The organism is Oryzomicrobium sp., from assembly GCF_021287045.1.
Classification (GTDB): domain Bacteria; phylum Pseudomonadota; class Gammaproteobacteria; order Burkholderiales; family Rhodocyclaceae; genus Oryzomicrobium.
Map to the genome: position 1 here is coordinate 1 of NZ_JAJTBG010000022.1, position 17566 is coordinate 17566.

13 protein-coding genes, 1 tRNA gene and 1 pseudogene are annotated in these 17566 nt (G+C 68.8%); 5 read left to right on the top strand and 10 right to left on the bottom strand.

All coding sequences use genetic code 11. The annotated features are described in order from the left end of the window. Positions 1–80 precede the first annotated feature (80 nt). A pseudogene (locus LWW89_RS17585) lies at positions 81–295 on the top strand (DUF2188 domain-containing protein). A gap of 303 nt (positions 296–598) precedes the next feature. Here LWW89_RS17585 and LWW89_RS17055 read toward each other — a convergent pair. The 6 genes from LWW89_RS17055 to LWW89_RS17080 form a co-directional block, all read right to left on the bottom strand. Further along, a tRNA-Ala gene (locus LWW89_RS17055) sits at positions 599–674 on the bottom strand. A gap of 73 nt (positions 675–747) precedes the next feature. Continuing rightward, entirely contained in the window at positions 748–1797 is a 1050-nt protein-coding gene (locus tag LWW89_RS17060) for an L-threonylcarbamoyladenylate synthase (RefSeq protein ID WP_293266363.1), read from the bottom strand. A gap of 15 nt (positions 1798–1812) precedes the next feature. Then, the gene (locus LWW89_RS17065) at positions 1813–3000 is read right to left on the bottom strand and encodes a 5-(carboxyamino)imidazole ribonucleotide synthase (protein WP_293266365.1); all 1188 of its coding nucleotides are present in this window, start codon (positions 2998–3000) and stop codon (positions 1813–1815) included. After that, complete coding sequence (purE, locus tag LWW89_RS17070) at positions 2997–3494, bottom strand: 5-(carboxyamino)imidazole ribonucleotide mutase (RefSeq protein WP_293266367.1); 498 nt, start codon at positions 3492–3494, stop codon at positions 2997–2999. Before purE ends, LWW89_RS17065 begins: the two co-directional genes overlap by 4 nt. A gap of 27 nt (positions 3495–3521) precedes the next feature. Then, the gene (gene folD / locus LWW89_RS17075) at positions 3522–4385 is read right to left on the bottom strand and encodes a bifunctional methylenetetrahydrofolate dehydrogenase/methenyltetrahydrofolate cyclohydrolase FolD (protein WP_293266369.1); all 864 of its coding nucleotides are present in this window, start codon (positions 4383–4385) and stop codon (positions 3522–3524) included. Positions 4386–4461: 76 nt separating this feature from the next. After that, positions 4462–5289: a hypothetical protein gene (locus LWW89_RS17080; RefSeq protein ID WP_293266371.1), complete on the bottom strand. Its 828-nt coding sequence runs from the start codon at positions 5287–5289 to the stop codon at positions 4462–4464. 371 nt (positions 5290–5660) lie between these two features. Here LWW89_RS17080 and aceE point away from each other — a divergent pair, with 371 nt between their 5' ends. The 4 genes from aceE (at position 5661) to LWW89_RS17100 (ending at position 13680) form a co-directional block, all read left to right on the top strand. Next, complete coding sequence (aceE, locus tag LWW89_RS17085; protein WP_293266373.1) at positions 5661–8333, top strand: pyruvate dehydrogenase (acetyl-transferring), homodimeric type; 2673 nt, start codon at positions 5661–5663, stop codon at positions 8331–8333. A 15-nt stretch (positions 8334–8348) separates the two neighbouring features. Beyond that, positions 8349–10022 carry a dihydrolipoyllysine-residue acetyltransferase gene (aceF, locus tag LWW89_RS17090; protein ID WP_293266375.1) on the top strand — a complete coding sequence of 558 codons (1674 nt, stop codon included), beginning with the start codon at positions 8349–8351 and terminating at the stop codon, positions 10020–10022. A 10-nt stretch (positions 10023–10032) separates the two neighbouring features. Continuing rightward, entirely contained in the window at positions 10033–11817 is a 1785-nt protein-coding gene (lpdA, locus tag LWW89_RS17095) for a dihydrolipoyl dehydrogenase (protein WP_293266377.1), read from the top strand. A gap of 159 nt (positions 11818–11976) precedes the next feature. After that, positions 11977–13680, top strand: coding sequence for a hypothetical protein (locus LWW89_RS17100; RefSeq protein ID WP_293266379.1), 1704 nt, complete (start codon positions 11977–11979; stop codon positions 13678–13680). Here the strand turns inward: LWW89_RS17100 and LWW89_RS17105 are convergent. The 4 genes from LWW89_RS17105 to LWW89_RS17120 all read right to left on the bottom strand — a co-directional run bounded on the left by LWW89_RS17105 (position 13623) and on the right by LWW89_RS17120 (position 17503). Beyond that, complete coding sequence (locus tag LWW89_RS17105; RefSeq protein WP_293266381.1) at positions 13623–14858, bottom strand: glycosyltransferase family 1 protein; 1236 nt, start codon at positions 14856–14858, stop codon at positions 13623–13625. The genes LWW89_RS17100 and LWW89_RS17105 overlap by 58 nt on opposite strands. Before the next feature lie 75 nt (positions 14859–14933). Next, positions 14934–15314 carry a diacylglycerol kinase gene (locus LWW89_RS17110; protein ID WP_293266383.1) on the bottom strand — a complete coding sequence of 127 codons (381 nt, stop codon included), beginning with the start codon at positions 15312–15314 and terminating at the stop codon, positions 14934–14936. 12 nt (positions 15315–15326) lie between these two features. Further along, positions 15327–16610, bottom strand: coding sequence for a glycosyltransferase (locus LWW89_RS17115; RefSeq protein WP_293266385.1), 1284 nt, complete (start codon positions 16608–16610; stop codon positions 15327–15329). Positions 16611–16615: 5 nt separating this feature from the next. Next, complete coding sequence (locus LWW89_RS17120) at positions 16616–17503, bottom strand: UDP-2,3-diacylglucosamine diphosphatase (RefSeq protein ID WP_293266387.1); 888 nt, start codon at positions 17501–17503, stop codon at positions 16616–16618. Positions 17504–17566: the final 63 nt, after the last annotated feature.

Genomic DNA, 17566 nt, shown 5'->3' on the forward strand with positions numbered 1-17566 from the left:
GTAAATTAACCTCGGATTCTAAAGCCCACTGCTACTGAAAACGGGGGGACGTCGCACCCAACCTTTAAAGGATTTTGAAAATGGCCGGCAAAAACCAACACGTAGTGAAACGCGACGACGGCTGGGCCGTGCGTGGCGCAGGCAATCAGCGAGACACCTCGCATCACCGCACCCAGTCCGAGGCCAAACGTGCCGCCCGCGACATCGCCATCAACCAGCGCAGCGAAGTGCTGATCCATGGCGAGAACGGTCGTATCCGGGAGCGCAACAGGATCCGCACCCGCCCAAGGGGTGACGATCATCACCATGCAGGCATCGGGTTCGACTATTCGCGGCGGGTAATCCATGCGTCGAACTCGGTGCAGCACCACGGTAGCAAACGCTTGTCGCGAAAGGGTTTCTGCGTGCGCTCGGCTGGCGCAGTTCTCGGATATTTTTTGAGAACCAAGAGCGGACAAGGGTCAAACTCGGCGGGTAAGTAGGCGCCTTGTAGTTGGCCTGCCGGGGCTTGACACGCAGAATCGATGAAAACCGCGCACAGACTGGGGAAAGCCCAGATGTGAAAAAGCCCAACCGAGAAGGGTTGGGCTTTGAATTTTGGTGGAGCGGATGAGGATCGAACTCACGACCTTCGCATTGCGAACGCGACGCTCTCCCAGCTGAGCTACCGCCCCAAAACGAGCGACGGATTATAGCGACTTCGCCCCGGTTGTCAAAGCGAAGCCCCTTTGCCACCAACCAACCGCTTCAGGTTTCGTCCTTGTCCGCACCGGCACCGCAGGCAGCGCGGCCGAGGCGGTCGTGGATGGCAGACCAAGCAGAGCCGGGCGGCGGTGTCTCGATCAGCAGTTGGGCGACCCCCAGGCCATCGAGGCGACGCAGGGCGGCGTAGAGGTCGTGGGCGTAGGCATCGGGAGTCGCAGGTGCGGAGACCCACGCAACGCCTTCTGGCAAACCCACAGGCGCAGTGCAAGACCACGCATAGACCGCCATCGGCTGACCGCCTGCGCGCAATACCTCGGCCTGCAACGCCGCCGAGGCGACCAGGGTCAGCCTGGTGCGGGGGGCATAGTGAGCCGCCAGCGCGCCAGAGACCCGGGGCACGTCGGCATTGCGCAGGTGTTCCGGCAGTGCCAAAGGCACGCCCATCACCGCTTCCAGCTGGTCGGGGCGGATGTGGCCGGGGCGCAGCAGGCGCGGCTGGCCCGAGGACAGGTCGACGATGGTGGACTCGATGCCCACCGGACATTCACCGCCGTCGAGAATCATCGCCACCCGGTCACCCAACTCTTCCTGAACGTGGCAGGCGGCGGTGGGGCTGATGCGGCCGAAGCGGTTGGCCGACGGGCCGGCCACGCCGCCGCTGCCGCCAGCCGCGGCAAAGGCCCGGAGCAGCGCCAAGGCCAGCGGATGCCCGGGGACGCGCAGGCCCACGGTGTCCTGCCCGCCGGTGACCGCATCGGGCACCCAAGACTGGCGTTTGAGGATGAGGGTCAGGGGGCCGGGCCAGAAGTATTCGGCCAGCTCCCAGGCCAGCGCCGGAATGTCCTGGGCCCAGTTTTCCATGGCCTGGGAACAGGGCAGATGCACGATGACCGGGTGATCCGCCGGCCGGCCCTTGGCGGCGAATATCTTGGCCACTGCCGCCGCATTAGCTGCGTCCGCGCCGAGGCCGTAGACGGTCTCGGTGGGAAAGGCCACCAACTCGCCAGCCTTGAGCAACGCCACCGCCCGCGCCAAATCGGCATCGGTGGCGGGCAATGTGGCTGACGACGGGGACTGGGCGGCGTCGGTCATGGCGGGTTCCGGGACTCAGTCCTGGATGCCGATGGCGGCGCGGGCCGCCTGGGCAAGGATCAGGGCGCGGGCCGGATCGGCGTCGATCACGGTGAAGTGCCCCATCTTGCGACCATGACGGGCGTGGTGCTTGCCGTAGAGGTGCAGCTTGAGGTTGGGCACGGCGTACAACTTGGCCCAGTCGGGTTCCCGGTAGCGCTCGTTGCCGTCGGCATCCTTCTCGAACCAGATGTCGCCGAGCAGGTTCACCATCACCGCCGCCGAGTGGGCGCGGGACTCGCCCAGGGGCAGGCCGCACAGGGCGCGCACCTGCTGTTCGAACTGGTCGGTGACGCAGGCGTCCAGGGTGTAGTGGCCGCTGTTGTGGGGGCGCGGCGCCATTTCGTTCACGTACAACTGGCCGCGGGAGACGAAGAACTCCACCCCCAGGGTGCCGATGTAGCCGAGCTTGTCGGCGATGCGCTCGGCCACTTCCTGGGCACTGTCGGCGGTGCAGGCCGAGGCCCGGGCCGGAGCAATGGAAATGTCGAGAATGCCCTTGCGGTGGATATTCTCGGCCGTCGGAAAGCAGCGGGTGGCACCGCGCTCGTCCCGGGCCAGCACCACCGAGACCTCGTAGTCCAGGTGCAGCTTCTGCTCCAGGACGCAGATCTCGCCCTTGAATGCCTGGAAGGCGGCAATGGCTTCTTCCCGGCTGTTCACCACTGCCTGGCCCTTGCCGTCGTAGCCGAAGCGGGCGACCTTGAGGATGCCGGGGAAGAGATTGGCGCCGACCTTGGCGGTATCGCGCAGGTCGTCCTCGCTGACGATGGCGGCGAAGGCGGCGTGGGGAATGCCGTTGTCGCGCAGGAAGGATTTCTCCGCCACCCGATTCTGGCAAATCGCCACGGCGCCGGCATGGGGGCGCACCGGGACGAACTTGGCCAGGTAGTCCAGGGTGTCCGCCGGCACGTTCTCGAACTCGGTGGTCACCGCGGCGCAGCCCTGGGCGAATTGATCCAGGGCTGCATAGTCGTCGTAGGCGGCCTGCAGGTGGCGGTCGGCAATTTTGCCTGCCGGGCTGTTGGCGTCCGGGTCAAGGACCCACACCTGGTAGCCCATTTCGTGGGCGGCGGCGACGAAGAAGCGGCCGAGCTGGCCGCCCCCCAGCATGCCCAGGGTGGCGGGCGGCAGGATCGGGGTGATTGCGTCGCTCACGATCACACTTCCGGCAGCTTCATGGCCAGAACCTTGCTGCTCTGGGCATGGCGGAAGGCCGCCAGCTTGGCGGCCAGCGCGGCGTCCTGGGTGGCCAGCTGGGCCACGGCGAACAGGGCGGCATTGGCGGCACCAGCCTCGCCGATGGCGAAGGTGGCGACCGGGATGCCCTTGGGCATCTGCACGATGGAGTAGAGCGAATCCTGGCCGGACAGATGCTTGGACGGCACCGGCACGCCCAGCACCGGGACGATGGTCTTGGACGCCAGCATGCCCGGCAGGTGGGCGGCGCCGCCGGCCCCGGCGATGATGGCCTTCAGCCCCCGCTCGCCGGCGGTGGCGGCGTAGTCGAACAGCAGGTCCGGGGTGCGGTGGGCGGAAACCACGCGGGCCTCGAAGGGCACGCCGAATTCCTTGAGCATGACGGCGGCGGCCTGCATCACCGGCCAGTCCGAATCCGAGCCCATGACGATGCCCACCAGGGGATGCTTGTCGGTCATTGTGTGTCCTTGTGTGCTAAGGGCAGGTTACTTGGCGGCGGCCCGTTCGGCCGACTCCAGGGTGTTGGCGAGCAGCATGGTGATGGTCATCGGACCGACGCCGCCGGGCACCGGGGTGATGGCGCCGGCCACCTCTTTGACCGAATCGAAATCCACGTCGCCGCACAGCTTGCCGCCCTGCTCCGCCGGCAAGCGGTTGATGCCCACGTCAATGACCACGGCCCCAGGCTTGACCATGTCGCCGGTGACGAAGCGGGGGCGACCCACCGCCGCCACCAGGATGTCGGCGCGGCGGGTGTGGAAGCCCAGGTCGGCGGTCTGGGAATGGCACACGGTGACGGTACAGCCGGCGTGCAGCAGCAGCATGGCCATGGGCTTGCCGACGATGTTGGAGCGGCCGATCACCACCGCCTCCTTGCCCTTCAGCGAGCCGCCGGCTTCTTCCAGCAGCTTCATCACGCCATAGGGCGTGCAGGGCAGGAAGCGCGGGTTGCCTTGCATCAGGGCACCCACATTCTCGGCGTGGAAGCCGTCCACGTCCTTTTCCGGGGAGATGGCTTCGAGCACCGCGTCCTCGTCGAACTGGGGCGGCAGGGGCAACTGCACCAGGATGCCGTGGATGGCCGGATCGGCGTTGAGTTCGGCGATCTTGGCCAGCACCTCGGCCGGCGCCACGTCGGCGGGGTAGTCGAGCTTGACCGAATGAAAACCGGCCTCGGCGCAGGCATTGACCTTGTTGCGCACGTAGACCTGGGAGGCGGGGTTCTCGCCCACCAGGATCACCGCCAGCCCAGGGCGGGTGCCCTGGGCGGCCAGGGCCTCGGCCCGGGCCTTGAAGTCGGCGCGCAGTTTCTTGGCCAGCGCGTTGCCGTCGAGGAGTTTTGCCGTCATGGTCGTATCCGGAAAAGCAAAAACGGACACGGGGGCCGTGTCCGATCATGGTGTGCAAGGTCTGTTCGGGCGAATTTTACCCCACTTTTCCCCTTGACTCCCGGCCAGCGGCAAACGGCGGAATCTCCCCGCATTGCAGGACTATCCCCTCTTCGGCCAGGGCCGCCGGCACCCAGTCGCCGCCCCCGGGGACCCAGCAGGTCAGCGCGGACACGGCCACCACGCCCTTGATCGTCTTCAGCGGCAACGGCCAAGCCAGGTCCAGGCGCAGGCAGCGGGCCTGCGGATAGCGGCGGCGGGCAAGGTGCCAGCCCGGGCCGGCGCAAATTAGCCCCAGGCGCCGGTCGCCGCTGCGCTGCAAGCGCCAGGCCCCCAGCCCTTCCACATGATTGGCCAGGGCCACCGCCCGGGCCACCGCCGCCTCGGGCTGGGGAACGGCCGGCGGCAGGCCGGCGAGCAGCGCCGCAACTCGCTCCGGCACCAGGCACGCGCCCCCCGTGCCGGCCAGGGCCAGGCACACAGGAGTAGTGAACTCCTCGGACAAGGCCAGCGCCTGGGGCAGCAGACGCACCGCCTCGGCGGCGTCGGCCGGCACGAACACCGGGAACGGCAGCCGCCCCAGCCGCTCCGACGGACCGCACACCACCAGCAGACGCCCGCCCAGGCCGCCTTCGGCGTGGGCGGCCAAGGTCGGCGCGAGCCGGTCGTAATCGGCCCCGTGCAGCACCAGCGCCCGGACCGCCTCGCGCTCATCAACGAAGGCGTGCAGACCGGCCGGACTCGGCGGGCAATCCAGCGCCACCTCGACGGTCAGCCCCAGGCGGCGGACGGCCTCGGCCAGATCCGGCCATTTTGGTGGCGCCGGCAAGGAGATCGTCGGGTCATCGGGGCAATCGTCGGGCATGGCGCAAAGCATTTGATAAACAAGGAAAAACCAGGAACGGCGCGGCTTTCCGGGAAAAAACCCGGCCAACCCGGAGAGTGGCGTAAAAACGCGGGCAAAGCCAGGCCTGGCGGTTATTGCAGCGCAATATTGCGTATCGCAAAAAATCATCTTACGATGCGAAATTGTGCGGCGCGGGACATGATCCCCGAATCACGTATTACGCTGTGTCGCGTACCTTTCCTGCGGAATCGCTCGCCGGGAAGCGCCCGAGACACTCCGACGACATTTTCGCCCCCGCACCGGATCGGCATCCGTTTTCTTCGGTCGAAGCAAACGCCGCCAACAGCGATGGCGCCGATCCGGTGCTGACATAAATCAGGAGACGAACCATGGCAGAGACGCCCGAGAACAATCCTTTGGCGGACGTGGACCCCCGGGAAACCCAGGAATGGCTGGACGCCCTCGGGGCAGTGGTGGAAAAGGAAGGGGCGGAACGGGCCCATTACCTGATCGAACGGTTGATCGACGGCGCCCGCGACGAGGGCGTGGATCTGCCCTATAGCGCCAACACCGGCTACTACAACACCATTCCGGTCAGCCAGCAGCCCCACTACCCGGGCAACCCGGATCTGGAAGAAAAGATCCGCACTTACATTCGCTGGAACGCCATGGCCATGGTGGTGCGCGCCAACAAGCACACCAACGTGGGCGGCCACATCGCCTCCTTCGCCTCCAGCGCCGTGCTCTACGACGTGGGCTTCAACTGGTTCTGGAACGCCCCCAGCGAAAACCACGGCGGCGACCTGATCTTCTTCCAGGGCCACTCGGTCCCCGGCGTCTATGCCCGGGCCTTCATGCTCGGCCGTCTGACCGAAGCGCAGATGGACAGCTTCCGCCAGGAAGTGGACGGCAAGGGCATTTCGTCCTATCCGCACCCCTGGCTGATGCCGGACTTCTGGCAATTCCCCACCGTCTCCATGGGCCTGGGGCCGATCCAGGCCATCTACCAGGCCCGTTTCATGAAGTACATGGAAAGCCGGGGCCTGGCCAAGACCGACAACCGCAAGGTGTGGGCCTTCCTCGGCGACGGCGAGATCGACGAGCCCGAATCCATGGGCGCCATCGGCATGGCCGGCCGGGAAAAGCTGAACAACCTGATCTTCGTGGTGAACTGCAACCTGCAGCGCCTCGACGGCCCGGTGCGCGGCAACGGCAAGATCATCCAAGAGCTGGAGTCCGACTTCCGCGGTGCCGGCTGGAACGTCATCAAGGTGGTCTGGGGCACCCACTGGGACACCCTGTTCGCCCGCGACAAGAAGGGCATCCTCAAGAAGCGCATGATGGAATGCGTCGACGGGGAATATCAAACCTTCAAGGCCAAGAACGGCGCCTACGTGCGCGAGCACTTCTTCAACACCCCGGAGTTGAAGGAGCTGGTGGCCGACTGGACCGACGACGACGTCTGGAATCTCAACCGCGGCGGCCTGGACATGTTCAAGGTATTCGCCGCCTTCAAGGCTGCCTCCGACTCCAAGAGCCAGCCCACCGTCATCCTGGCCAAGACCATCAAGGGCTTCGGCATGGGCGACGCCGGCGAGGCCATGAACATCTCGCACCAGGCCAAGAAGATGGGTACCGAGGCGCTCAAGCGCATGCGCGACCGCTTCAACCTGCCGGTGCCGGACGACAAGATCGAGGAAGTGCCCTACCTGACCTTCCCCGAAGGCTCCCCCGAACTGACCTACATGCGCGAACGGCGCCAGGCCCTGGGCGGCTACCTGCCGGTGCGCCGGCAGAAGGCCGATCCCCTGCCCGCTCCGCCGCTGTCCGCCTTCGAAGGCCTGCTCAAGGCGTCCGGCGAAGGCCGCGAGTTCTCCACTACCATGGCCTTCGTGCGTATCCTCAACACCCTGTTGAAGGACAAGACCCTGGGCCGCCGCGTGGTGCCGATCGTCCCCGACGAATCGCGCACCTTCGGCATGGAGGGCATGTTCCGCCAGTACGGCATCTGGAACCAGGAAGGCCAGAAGTACGTTCCCGAAGACCATGACCAGCTCATGTTCTACAAGGAGTCGAAGGACGGCCAGATCCTTCAGGAAGGCATCAACGAGCTGGGAGCCATGGCCGACTGGGTCGCCGCAGGCACCAGCTACAGCACCCACGGGGTGCAGATGATCCCCTTCTACATCTTCTACTCGATGTTCGGCCTGCAGCGCACCATGGACCTGTGCTGGGCGGCCGCCGACCAGCGCACCCGGGGCTTCCTGCTCGGGGGCACCTCGGGCCGCACCACCCTCAACGGCGAGGGCCTGCAACACGAGGACGGCCACAGCCACGTGCTCTCCGCGGTGATCCCCAACTGCGTCTCCTACGACCCGACCTTCTCCTACGAAGTGGCGGTGATCGTCCAGGACGGCCTGCGCCGCATGGTGCAGGAGCAGGAGGACGTCTATTACTACGTCACCGTGCTCAACGAGAACTACGAGCACCCGGAGATGCCCGAAGGCAGCCAGCAGGACATCCTCAAGGGCATGTACCAGCTGAAGAAGGGCCAGGCCTCCGACGCTCCCCGCGTCCAGTTGCTGGGCGCCGGCTCGATCCTGCGCGAAGTGATGGCCGCCGCCGAGCTGCTGCGCCAGGACTGGGGCGTGGAAGCCGACCTGTGGTCCTGCCCGTCCTTCACCGAACTGGCCCGGGACGGCCAGGCGGTGGAACGCTGGAACCTGCTCCACCCGCTGGAAAAGCCGCGTGTCACCCACGTCGAGAAATGCCTGGCCGACACCCGCGGCCCGGTCATCGCCTCCACCGACTATGTGCGGCTGGTGGCCGAGCAGATCCGCCCCTACGTGGATCGCCGCTACGTGGTGCTCGGCACCGACGGCTTCGGCCGTTCCGACACCCGGGAAAAGCTGCGCCACTTCTTCGAGGTGGACCGCCACTGGGTCGCCGTCGCCGCGCTGAAGGCCCTGGCCGACGAAGGCACCATCGAGCGCGACAAGGTCGCCGCCGCCATCCACAAGTACGGCCTCGACCCCGAGAAGCCGAATCCCATGTCCGTTTAAGGGGAGCCACGGAACATGAGTCAAATCATCGAAGTGAAGGTCCCGGATATCGGCGACTTCAAGGACGTGCCGGTCATCGAGCTGTTCGTCAAACCCGGCGACAGCGTCAACGCCGAGGACGCCCTGATCAGCCTGGAATCCGACAAGGCCACCATGGACGTCCCCTCCCCCGCCGCCGGCGTGGTCAAGGAGATCAAGATCAAGGTCGGCGACAAGGTCAGCGAAGGCAGCCTGGTGCTGCTGCTGGAAGCCAGCGCAACGGCCAGCACGGCCGCCGCGCCTGCGCCCGCAGCGGCGCCGGCTCCGGTCCAGGCTCCTACCCCCGTGGCCGCCGCTCCGGCCTCGGCGCCTGCCGCCGCCCCCGCCACCGCGGGCGGCCTGGTGGACGTGAAGGTGCCGGACATCGGCGACTTCAAGGACGTGCCGATCATCGAGGTGTTCGTCAAACCTGGCGACACCGTAAAGGCCGAGGACCCACTGATCAGCCTGGAATCCGACAAGGCCTCCATGGACGTGCCCGCCCCCGCCGCCGGCGTGGTCAAGGAACTGAAGGTCAAGTTCGGCGACAAGGTCAGCGAAGGCACCCTGATCCTGGTGCTGGAAGCGGCGGGAAGCGCCGCCCCGGCCGCTGCTGCGGCGCCGGCGCCTGCCCCGAGCACGGCCCCGGCAACCGCGCCGGTCGCGCCCAGCGCCCCGGTGGCAGCCGCCCCTGCCCCCAGCCTGGCCGCCCCCTTGCCCGCCCTGGGCGGCAAGGTACACGCCAGCCCGTCGGTGCGCGCCTTCGCGCGGGAGCTGGGGGTGGACCTGACCAAGGTCGCCGCCAGCGGCCCCAAGGGCCGCATCCTGACCGAGGACGTGAAGGCCTTCATCAAGGGTGTCATGAACACCGGCGCCGTGCCCGGTGCGGCCACCGCAGCCGGCGGCGGCATCACCGGTGGCGGAACCCTGGACCTGCTGCCCTGGCCCAAGGTGGACTTCGCCAAGTTCGGCCCCATCGAAACCCAGCCCCTGTCGCGCATCAAGAAGATTTCCGGCGCCAACCTGGCACGCAACTGGGTGATGATCCCGGCCGTGACCTACCACGAGGATGCCGACATCACCGACCTGGAAGCCTTCCGCGTCGCCCTCAACAAGGAGAACGAGAAGGCCGGCCTCAAGCTGACCATGCTCGCCTTCATCATCAAGGCCTGCGTCAAGGCACTGCAGCAGTTCCCGCAGCTGAACAGTTCCCTGGACGGCCAGGGTGATGAGCAGCGCCTGGTGCTGAAGCAGTACTACCACATCGGTTTTGCTGCCGACACGCCCAACGGGCTGGTGGTGCCGGTGCTTAAGGACGCCGACAAGAAGGGCATCTTCGAGATCGCCAAGGAAACCGGCGAACTGGCCAAGGCCGCCCGGGACGGCAAGCTCAAGCCCGCCGACATGCAGGGCGCCAGCTTCACCATCTCGTCGGTGGGCGGCATCGGCGGCACGGCGTTCAGCCCCATCGTCAATGCGCCGGAAGTGGCCATCCTGGGCGTTTCCAAGAGCACCATGAAGCCGGTGTGGAACGGCAAGGAATTCGTGCCGCGGCTGATCGTGCCCCTGTCCTTGTCCGCCGACCACCGCGTCATCGACGGCGCCCTGGCGACCCGCTTCAACGCCGAACTGGCCAAGCTGCTGGCGGACTTCCGCCGGGTCATGCTGTAAGGGGGACGCCATGAGCCAACTGGTTGAAGTAAAGGTCCCGGACATCGGCGACTTCAAGGACGTGCCCGTCATCGAGGTGTTCGTCAAACCCGGCGATACGATCAAGGCCGAGGACGCCCTGGTCAGCCTGGAATCCGACAAGGCCACCATGGACGTGCCCTCCTCGGCCGCCGGCGTGGTCAAGGAGGTCAAGGTCAAGGTCGGCGACAAGGTCAGCGAAGGCAGCCTGATCCTGGTGCTGGAAGCCAGCGCTGCCGTGGCGGCGCCTGCGCCGACGGCGGCAGCACCGGCCCCGGCGCCCGCCGCCCCGGCCGCTCCTGCAGCCGCCCCCCAGGCCGCCGGCGCCTACAGCGGCCCGGTGGACGTGGAGTGCGACATGCTGGTGCTGGGCGCCGGCCCGGGGGGCTATTCCGCCGCCTTCCGCGCCGCCGACCTGGGGCAAAAGACCGTCATCGTCGAGCGCTACGCCACCCTGGGCGGCGTCTGCCTCAACGTCGGCTGCATCCCCTCCAAGGCCCTACTGCACGTCACTGCGGTGATGGACGAGACCGCCCATTTCGCCGACCTGGGCGTGACCTACGGGGCGCCCCGGGTGGACATCGACAAGCTGCGCGCCCACAAGGCCAAGGTGGTGGGCAAGCTCACCGGCGGCCTGGCCGGCATGGCCAAGGCGCGGAAGGTGGACGTGGTACGCGGCTACGGCAGCTTCATCGACGCCCACCACGTCGAGGTGGAAGTCACCGACGGGACCGGCCAGGACAAGACCGGCGCCAAGCAGGTGTTGCGCTTCAAGCAGTGCATCATCGCCGCCGGCAGCGCCGCGGTGCACCTGCCCTTCATCCCCCGCGACCCGCGCATCGTCGATTCCACCGGCGCCCTGGAACTGCGTTTCGTGCCCGAGAAGATGCTGGTCATCGGCGGCGGCATCATCGGCCTGGAAATGGCCACGGTCTATTCCACCCTGGGCGCCCGCGTCGATGTGGTGGAAATGCTCGACGGCCTGATGCAGGGCCCGGACCGGGACGCGGTCAAGGTCTGGGAAAAGCAGAACCTGCACCGCTTCGACCAGGTCATGCTCAAGACCAAGACCGTGGCGGTGGACGCCAAGGACGACGGCCTGTGGGTGACCTTCGAAGGCGACAAGGCCCCCGCCGGGCCGCAGCGCTACGACCTGATCCTGCAAGCCGCCGGGCGCAGCCCCAACGGCAAGAAGATCGGAGCCGAAAAGGCCGGCGTGATCGTCGGCGAGCGCGGCTTCATCCCGGTGGATGCCCAGATGCGCACCAACGTGCCGCACATCTTCGCCATCGGCGACATCGTCGGCAACCCGATGCTGGCCCACAAGGCTGTGCATGAAGCCCACGTGGCCGCCGAGGCCGCCGCCGGGCAGAAGGTCGCCTTCGACGCCCAGGTCATCCCCGGGGTGGCCTACACCCACCCGGAAGTGGCCTGGGTCGGCGTCGGTGAGGACGAGGCCAAGCAGGCCGGGCGCAAGGTCGAAGTGGCCAAGTTCCCCTGGGCCGCCTCCGGCCGGGCCATCGCCAACGGCGCCGACTACGGCTTCACCAAGCTGGTGTTCGACGCCGAGTCGCACCGGGTGATCGGCGGCACCATCGTCGGCCCCTCCGCCGGCGACATGATCGGCGAGGTGGCCCTGGCCATCGAGATGGGCTGCGACGCGGTGGATATCGGCAAGACCATCCACCCGCACCCGACCCTGGGCGAATCCATCGGCATGGCCGCCGAAGTCGCCCACGGCTCGTGCACCGACCTGCCGCCGATGAAGAAGCGCTGACGCGCCGCGAGTCACTACGAATCGCCTCGGCAATCCCGGCAAAAAAAGCGGCGGAGCGGCACAAGCCCTCCGCCGCTTTTTTGCCAACTATTTCACGAAATGGCGAACCCGACGGAAGAGGCACGGTCATTTTCGTACCGACTTTGCAATAATCCGCCAATGTTGAAGCACTTCGTCTCCCGCCTCCGCGGCGAGCGCAGCGACCACCCGCTGGGCACCGCGGACAACCTGGCCGCTGTCATCGCCGACCTTACCGGCAAGCGCCCCACCCACGCGCTGATGGCCCTGCGCGGCTGGCTGGCCGACGCCGCCCCCCTGGTCGGGCAACTGCCGCGTGAGGCCTGCCAGCGCGCCATCCTGCGCTTGGACGAGGCGGCCCAGCCCTGGCTCGCCGCCCTGTGGGACGATGCCGCCCGCCAGTTGCACACCCTGGACCCCCAGGCCGAGATCACCCTGAAGGCCCTGGAGTCCTACTACCACACCGCCGCCCGGGCCCTGGAAGTGGCCCTCAACCTGCAAGAGGCCCTGTCGCCCCAGCAGCCCAAGGCCCTGACCGTGATCCTGGCGCGCATGCTGCGCGCCCTGTCCCGGGAAAAGCTGGCGGCCCGCATCTGCTTCCAGGACCTGCCGGGCGAATGGTGGCCCGCCGCCCACGCCCTGATGGAAAAGGCCCGCGCCCTGGGCGCCCTGCACCTGCGCGAGATCCTTTACCCCGGCGACCCCGGCGACACCTCCCCCTGGCGCGAATACCGCATCGGCCTGTTCTACGAGCTGGGCCCCCTGGGCAACCTGTCGCCGCGCCAGATGATCCTGCTCGACCGCATCGTCGCCTGGGCCGAGCCCCACTTCACCCTGGCCGACACCCCGGCCGCCGGCACGCCCTGGCGCCTGCGCACCGACGGCCTGCGCGGCCCCGAGCGGATGATCGAATCCCCCACGGCGGAACAGGCCGCCGAGCCAGGCTGGCGCTACCTGGGGCCGGGCCGGGTGAGCATGCTGCTGTTCCCCCTCAAGAGCGACGTGGTGCGCCAGCAGACCGTGCCGGACTGGCTGTCCGTCCCGCCCGAGAACGACAGGGAGGCGGCGGCCCTGCTGCAACGCCTGATGCAGCACTGGTCCCAGACCCCGCCCAAGCGCCGCCACGCCCGCAAGGACGCCCAGAGCGCCCTGCGGGTGGTGCCCGGTTTCGACCTGGCGCGCCGCATGGTGGCCGCCGGCGAATACGCCCGTTCCGGCCGCCAGCTCGAATACGCCGCCGCCAGCCAGCAGGCCATGCGCCAGGCCTTCGCCCTGCCCACCCCCACCGGCGAGACGCTGACGCCCGAGGAGGTCCTGGCCAGCCTGGAAACCGCCGGCGACCGGCAGATGATGGAACGCTGGGAACTGCGCGACATCAGCATGTCGGGCCTGGGCGCCCGCCCCCCGGTGAAGCGCCAGTGGCAGGCCATCGGCGCCCTGGTGGGCCTTCGCACCGACCAGTCCCTGCATTGGCGGCTGGCCCTCATCCGCCGCCTGACCCGCAGCCACGGCCGCTACAACGCCGGCCTGGCTCTCCTACCCGGAGAGCCCCGCTGCGCCCTGCTCGAAGCCATCAAGCGCCCCGACGACCCCTGGGCGGCCGAGACCGGCGGACTGCGCGGCACGGTGGACGCCCTGCTGGTGGACGATAAGGCCGGTCACCTGCTCGCCCCCCTGGGCACCTTCGGCCCCGGCGGACTGCGCTACACCCTGGTTTCCGGCGGCACCCGCCAGCCGGTGGTTCTCCAGCACCTGCTGGAGAGCGGCCCGGATTACGAACTGATCGCCTACACCGTCGGCGCCGAGGGCAGCGATCCCGCCGCCCCGGCCACCTCCGCGGCGTAGGGCTGCGGCCCGTCGCCCGCGCTGACGGCGCGCAGCACCGCCTCGAAATCCCCCACCACCTGTTCCCAGGCGCAGGCCAGGGCCCGCTCCCGGGCAGCCCGGCCGAGCCGGGGCCGGCCCGCGTCGTCCAGGGCCAGCGCCACGGCGGCGGCGGCGAAGGCGTCCTCATCCCCCGGGCTGACCGTCAGCCCCTGCACCCCGTCGGCGATCAGCTCGGCGGCGGCGGCGCTGCGGTAGGCCACGGTCGGCACGCCGCTGGCCAGGGCTTCCAGGGTTACGTTGCCGAAGGTCTCGGTCAGGCTGGGGAAGAGGAACAGGTCGCCGGAGGCATAGTGGGCCGCCAGGTCCTCGCCGATGCGCACCCCGGCGAAGCGGTGTTCGGGATGGCGTTCCTCCAGGCCGCGCCGCAGCGGCCCGTCCCCCACCAGCACCAGCCGGGCGTCGGGCCGCCGGGCGCGGATGGCGGCGAAAGCCTTGAGGGTCAGGGGCAGGTTCTTTTCTGCCGCCAGCCGCCCCACCGACAGCACCGCCAGCCCGCCCTCACCGACGCCCCAGGCGGCGCGCAGCCCGTCGTCGCGGCGCGCCGGGTCGAACAGGGAGGTATCCACGCCGCGCCCCACCACCTTCACCCCGGGGATGCCCTCCCCGGCCAGGTCCGCCGCCAGGGCCATGGTCGGCGCCAGGGTGGCCCGGGTGCGGCGGTGGAAGGTGCGCAGGTAGGCGGCCACCGCCGGGCGCAGAAAGCCCATGCCGTAGTGGACGCTGTAGCGGTCGAAGTTGGTGTGGAACCCCGAGGTGGCGGGAATGCCCAGACGCCGCGCCGCCCCCAGGGCAGACCAGCCCAGGGGCCCCTCGGTCACCAGGTGCACCACGTCGGGCCGCTCGTGGCGCCATTCCCGCAGCAGGCGGGACTTGGCCGGCAGGCCGAAGCGCAGCCCCGGATAGCCGGGCAGGGGCAGCCCGGCCACGGTGCGGTCCGCCGGGGCGCTAGCGCCCCCGGCCCCGACATCCCCGTCGCCGGGCTGGCGCGGGCGGATCACCGTGACCAGGTGGCCCCGCGCGCGCAGGCCTTGCACCAGCCGCCCCACCGTCATGGCCACACCGTTCACTTCCGGAGGATAGGTTTCGGTCACCACTGCCACTTTCAGGGGCGGGACCGGGACGGCGGATGCGTTCATGGCATGACCTCCTACGGGGTTGCACTCAACGGGGAAAGGAAGGGGCCGCGGAAGGAGCAGAGCTGCCCCTCCGCATCACAACAGCACGCAGCCCCACACCAGGGCCACGTTGATCAGCGCGATCAGCACCGCCGCGCTGCCGATGTCCTTGGCCCGCTTGGCCAGCCGGTGGTGCTCCAGGGAGACTCGGTCCACCGCCGCCTCCACCGCCGAGTTGAGCAGTTCCACCACCAGCACCAGCAAGATGCTGCCCACCATCAGGGCCCGCTCCACCCCGGCGACGGGCAGGAAGAAGGCCAGGGGCACCAGCACCAGGGCCAGCCAGACTTCCTGGCGGAAGGCGTCCTCGCAGGCGTAGGCGGCGCGCAGGCCGGCCAGGGAATAGTTGAGGGCGTTCCAGACCCGGGTCAGGCCGGTCTTGCCCTTGAAGGGGCTTTCGTCGTGGGGAGCGTTCATGGGCAAAAGGGGTCAGCCCCGGGCCTCTGGCCGGGGGATCAGGAGGGCGGGACGGGGATCGACGACACAGCGGGCGTGATAACGCTCGGCCAAGCGGGCGGCCAGGGCCTGGTCGGACCAGCCGGCGGCGCTGCCCCGGGCTTCCCGCTCCAGGCGGAGACGGGCGTGGGGATCCTGGTGCAGGCCGCCCAGCAGGTCGGCCAGGTGCAGGGCGAAATCGGCCACCTCGGCCCGGGGCACCACGCAGCCCGGCATGGGGCAGCCGTCGCGGTCGAGCAGGATGTCGCGAGTGCCCATCTCGGCCAGGGCCACCACCGGCAGCCCGGCGGCCAGGGCTTCGAGCAGCACCAGCCCCTGGGTCTCGGTGTGGGAGGCGAAGGCGAAGACGTCCGCCGCCGCGTAGCAGTCGGGCAGGGCCCGCTCCCGCTCCAGGTAGCCGAGGAAGCGCACCGAGTCGCCCAGGCCCAGGCTGGCGGCATGGCGTTCCAGGGCCGGGCGGGCCGGGCCCTCGCCGGTAACCAGCAGCAGCAGGTCGGGCAGGTGGCGGCGCGCCAGGGCGTGGGCTTCGAGCAAAAAGGCGATGTTCTTCTCGAAGGCCACCCGGCCGACGAAGAGGGCCACGGGCCGGTCCGGCGCAATGCCGTGGGCCAGGCGGAAGCGCTGCCGCGCCGCGGCCCGGGTCCCGGTGTCGGTGCAGTCGAAGCGGGCCATGGGGATGCCGGTGGGCAGCACGGTGAGGGGCGTCGTCACGCCGTAGTCCGACAGGCGCTCGGCCATGGCCCGGCTGGGTACCACCACTTCGTCCACCCCGTTGCACTGGTGGCGCGACAGGCGCCTGGCCAGGCCGCGCAGCAGGGCGCCGGGGAGGAAGGGGGCGTAGTGGTGCAGGTATTCCTCGAAGAAGGTGTGATAGGTGGCAAGCACCGGCACGCCCCGCCGCCGGGCCTCGGCCACCCCGGCGTAGTGGGCCAGGAACGGGGTCTGGACGTGGATCAGGTCGGCCCCCTCGGCGGCCTCGGCCACGGCGCGGCCCAGCTTGCGCCAGGCCATCAGCCGGTCCTCCGGGTCCCGAGGCACCGGCCGGCCCGGGACGCGCCACAGGGCATCGTCGGCGTCGTCGGAGGCACCGTAGGCGGGCGCCACCAGGCGCACCGTCACCCCCAGGTCGGCCAGGGTACGGCGAAAGGTTTCGATGGAGGTGGAAACGCCGTTGATACGCGGGAAATAGACGTCGGAAACCATCAGCACCGTCAGGGGGCGAGACAACGACGGCGGCGACGCGGGATGGGGCGTCATGGGCATCAGGAGGCGCCCTCCGGGGAAGAAGGATAGAGAGGATGGGGGCTTCCGCCGTTGCCGACCTCGGACTCGCCACGCAGGGCGGCCGGTGCGGGCAGGGGCAAGGGCGTTTCGGGCGCCGGCAGAGCAGCGGGGGCGTCGGCGTCGTGCAGGAACGGCGAGCCCCAGGACACCAGTTCCAGGCGGCCGTCGAAGTGCTCGACGATGGCGGTGCACGAGTCGACCCAGTCGCCGCAATTGACGTAGGTGAGGCCGTCCACCTGCTTGATGGCCGCCCAGTGGATGTGGCCGCAGATCACCCCGTCCATGCCCCGGGCCCGGGCATGGCGGATCACCGCGTCCTCGAAGTCGAAGATGAACTGTAGGGCGCTCTTCACCTTGCGCTTGGCGTAGCCGGCCAGGGACCAGTAGCCCGGCCGGCCGAGGCGCCGGCGCACCCAGGAGAGCCAGCCGTTGAGGCGCACCAGGGCGTTGTAGGCCACGTCGCCGACCACGGCCACCCAACGGTGGTAGCGGGTCACCTGGTCGAACTCGTCGCCGTGCACCAGCAGAAAGCGGCGTCCATCGGCGGTTTCGTGGACCCACTCGGACTCGACCCGGATGTCGCCGAAAGCCACGCCCACGTATTCGCGCAAGGCCTCGTCGTGGTTGCCGGGGACGAACACCACCTGCTCGCCGTGGCGGGCCCGGCGCAGAATCTTCTGCACCACCGTGTTCTGGGCCGCCGACCAGGCGATCGAGCGCCCCATGGCCCAGAAATCGATGATGTCGCCGACCAGATAGAGATGGTCGGCGGGGGTTTCCTTGAGAAAGTCGAGGAGCCGTTCCGCCTGGCACGCCCGGGTGCCCAGGTGGACGTCGGAGATGAAGATCGAACGCACCTTTGCCATGCCGCTAGGGTGGGCCCGGCGCATGACCGGGCCGTGGCACTGCCGTGACAGCGCCGTGACACC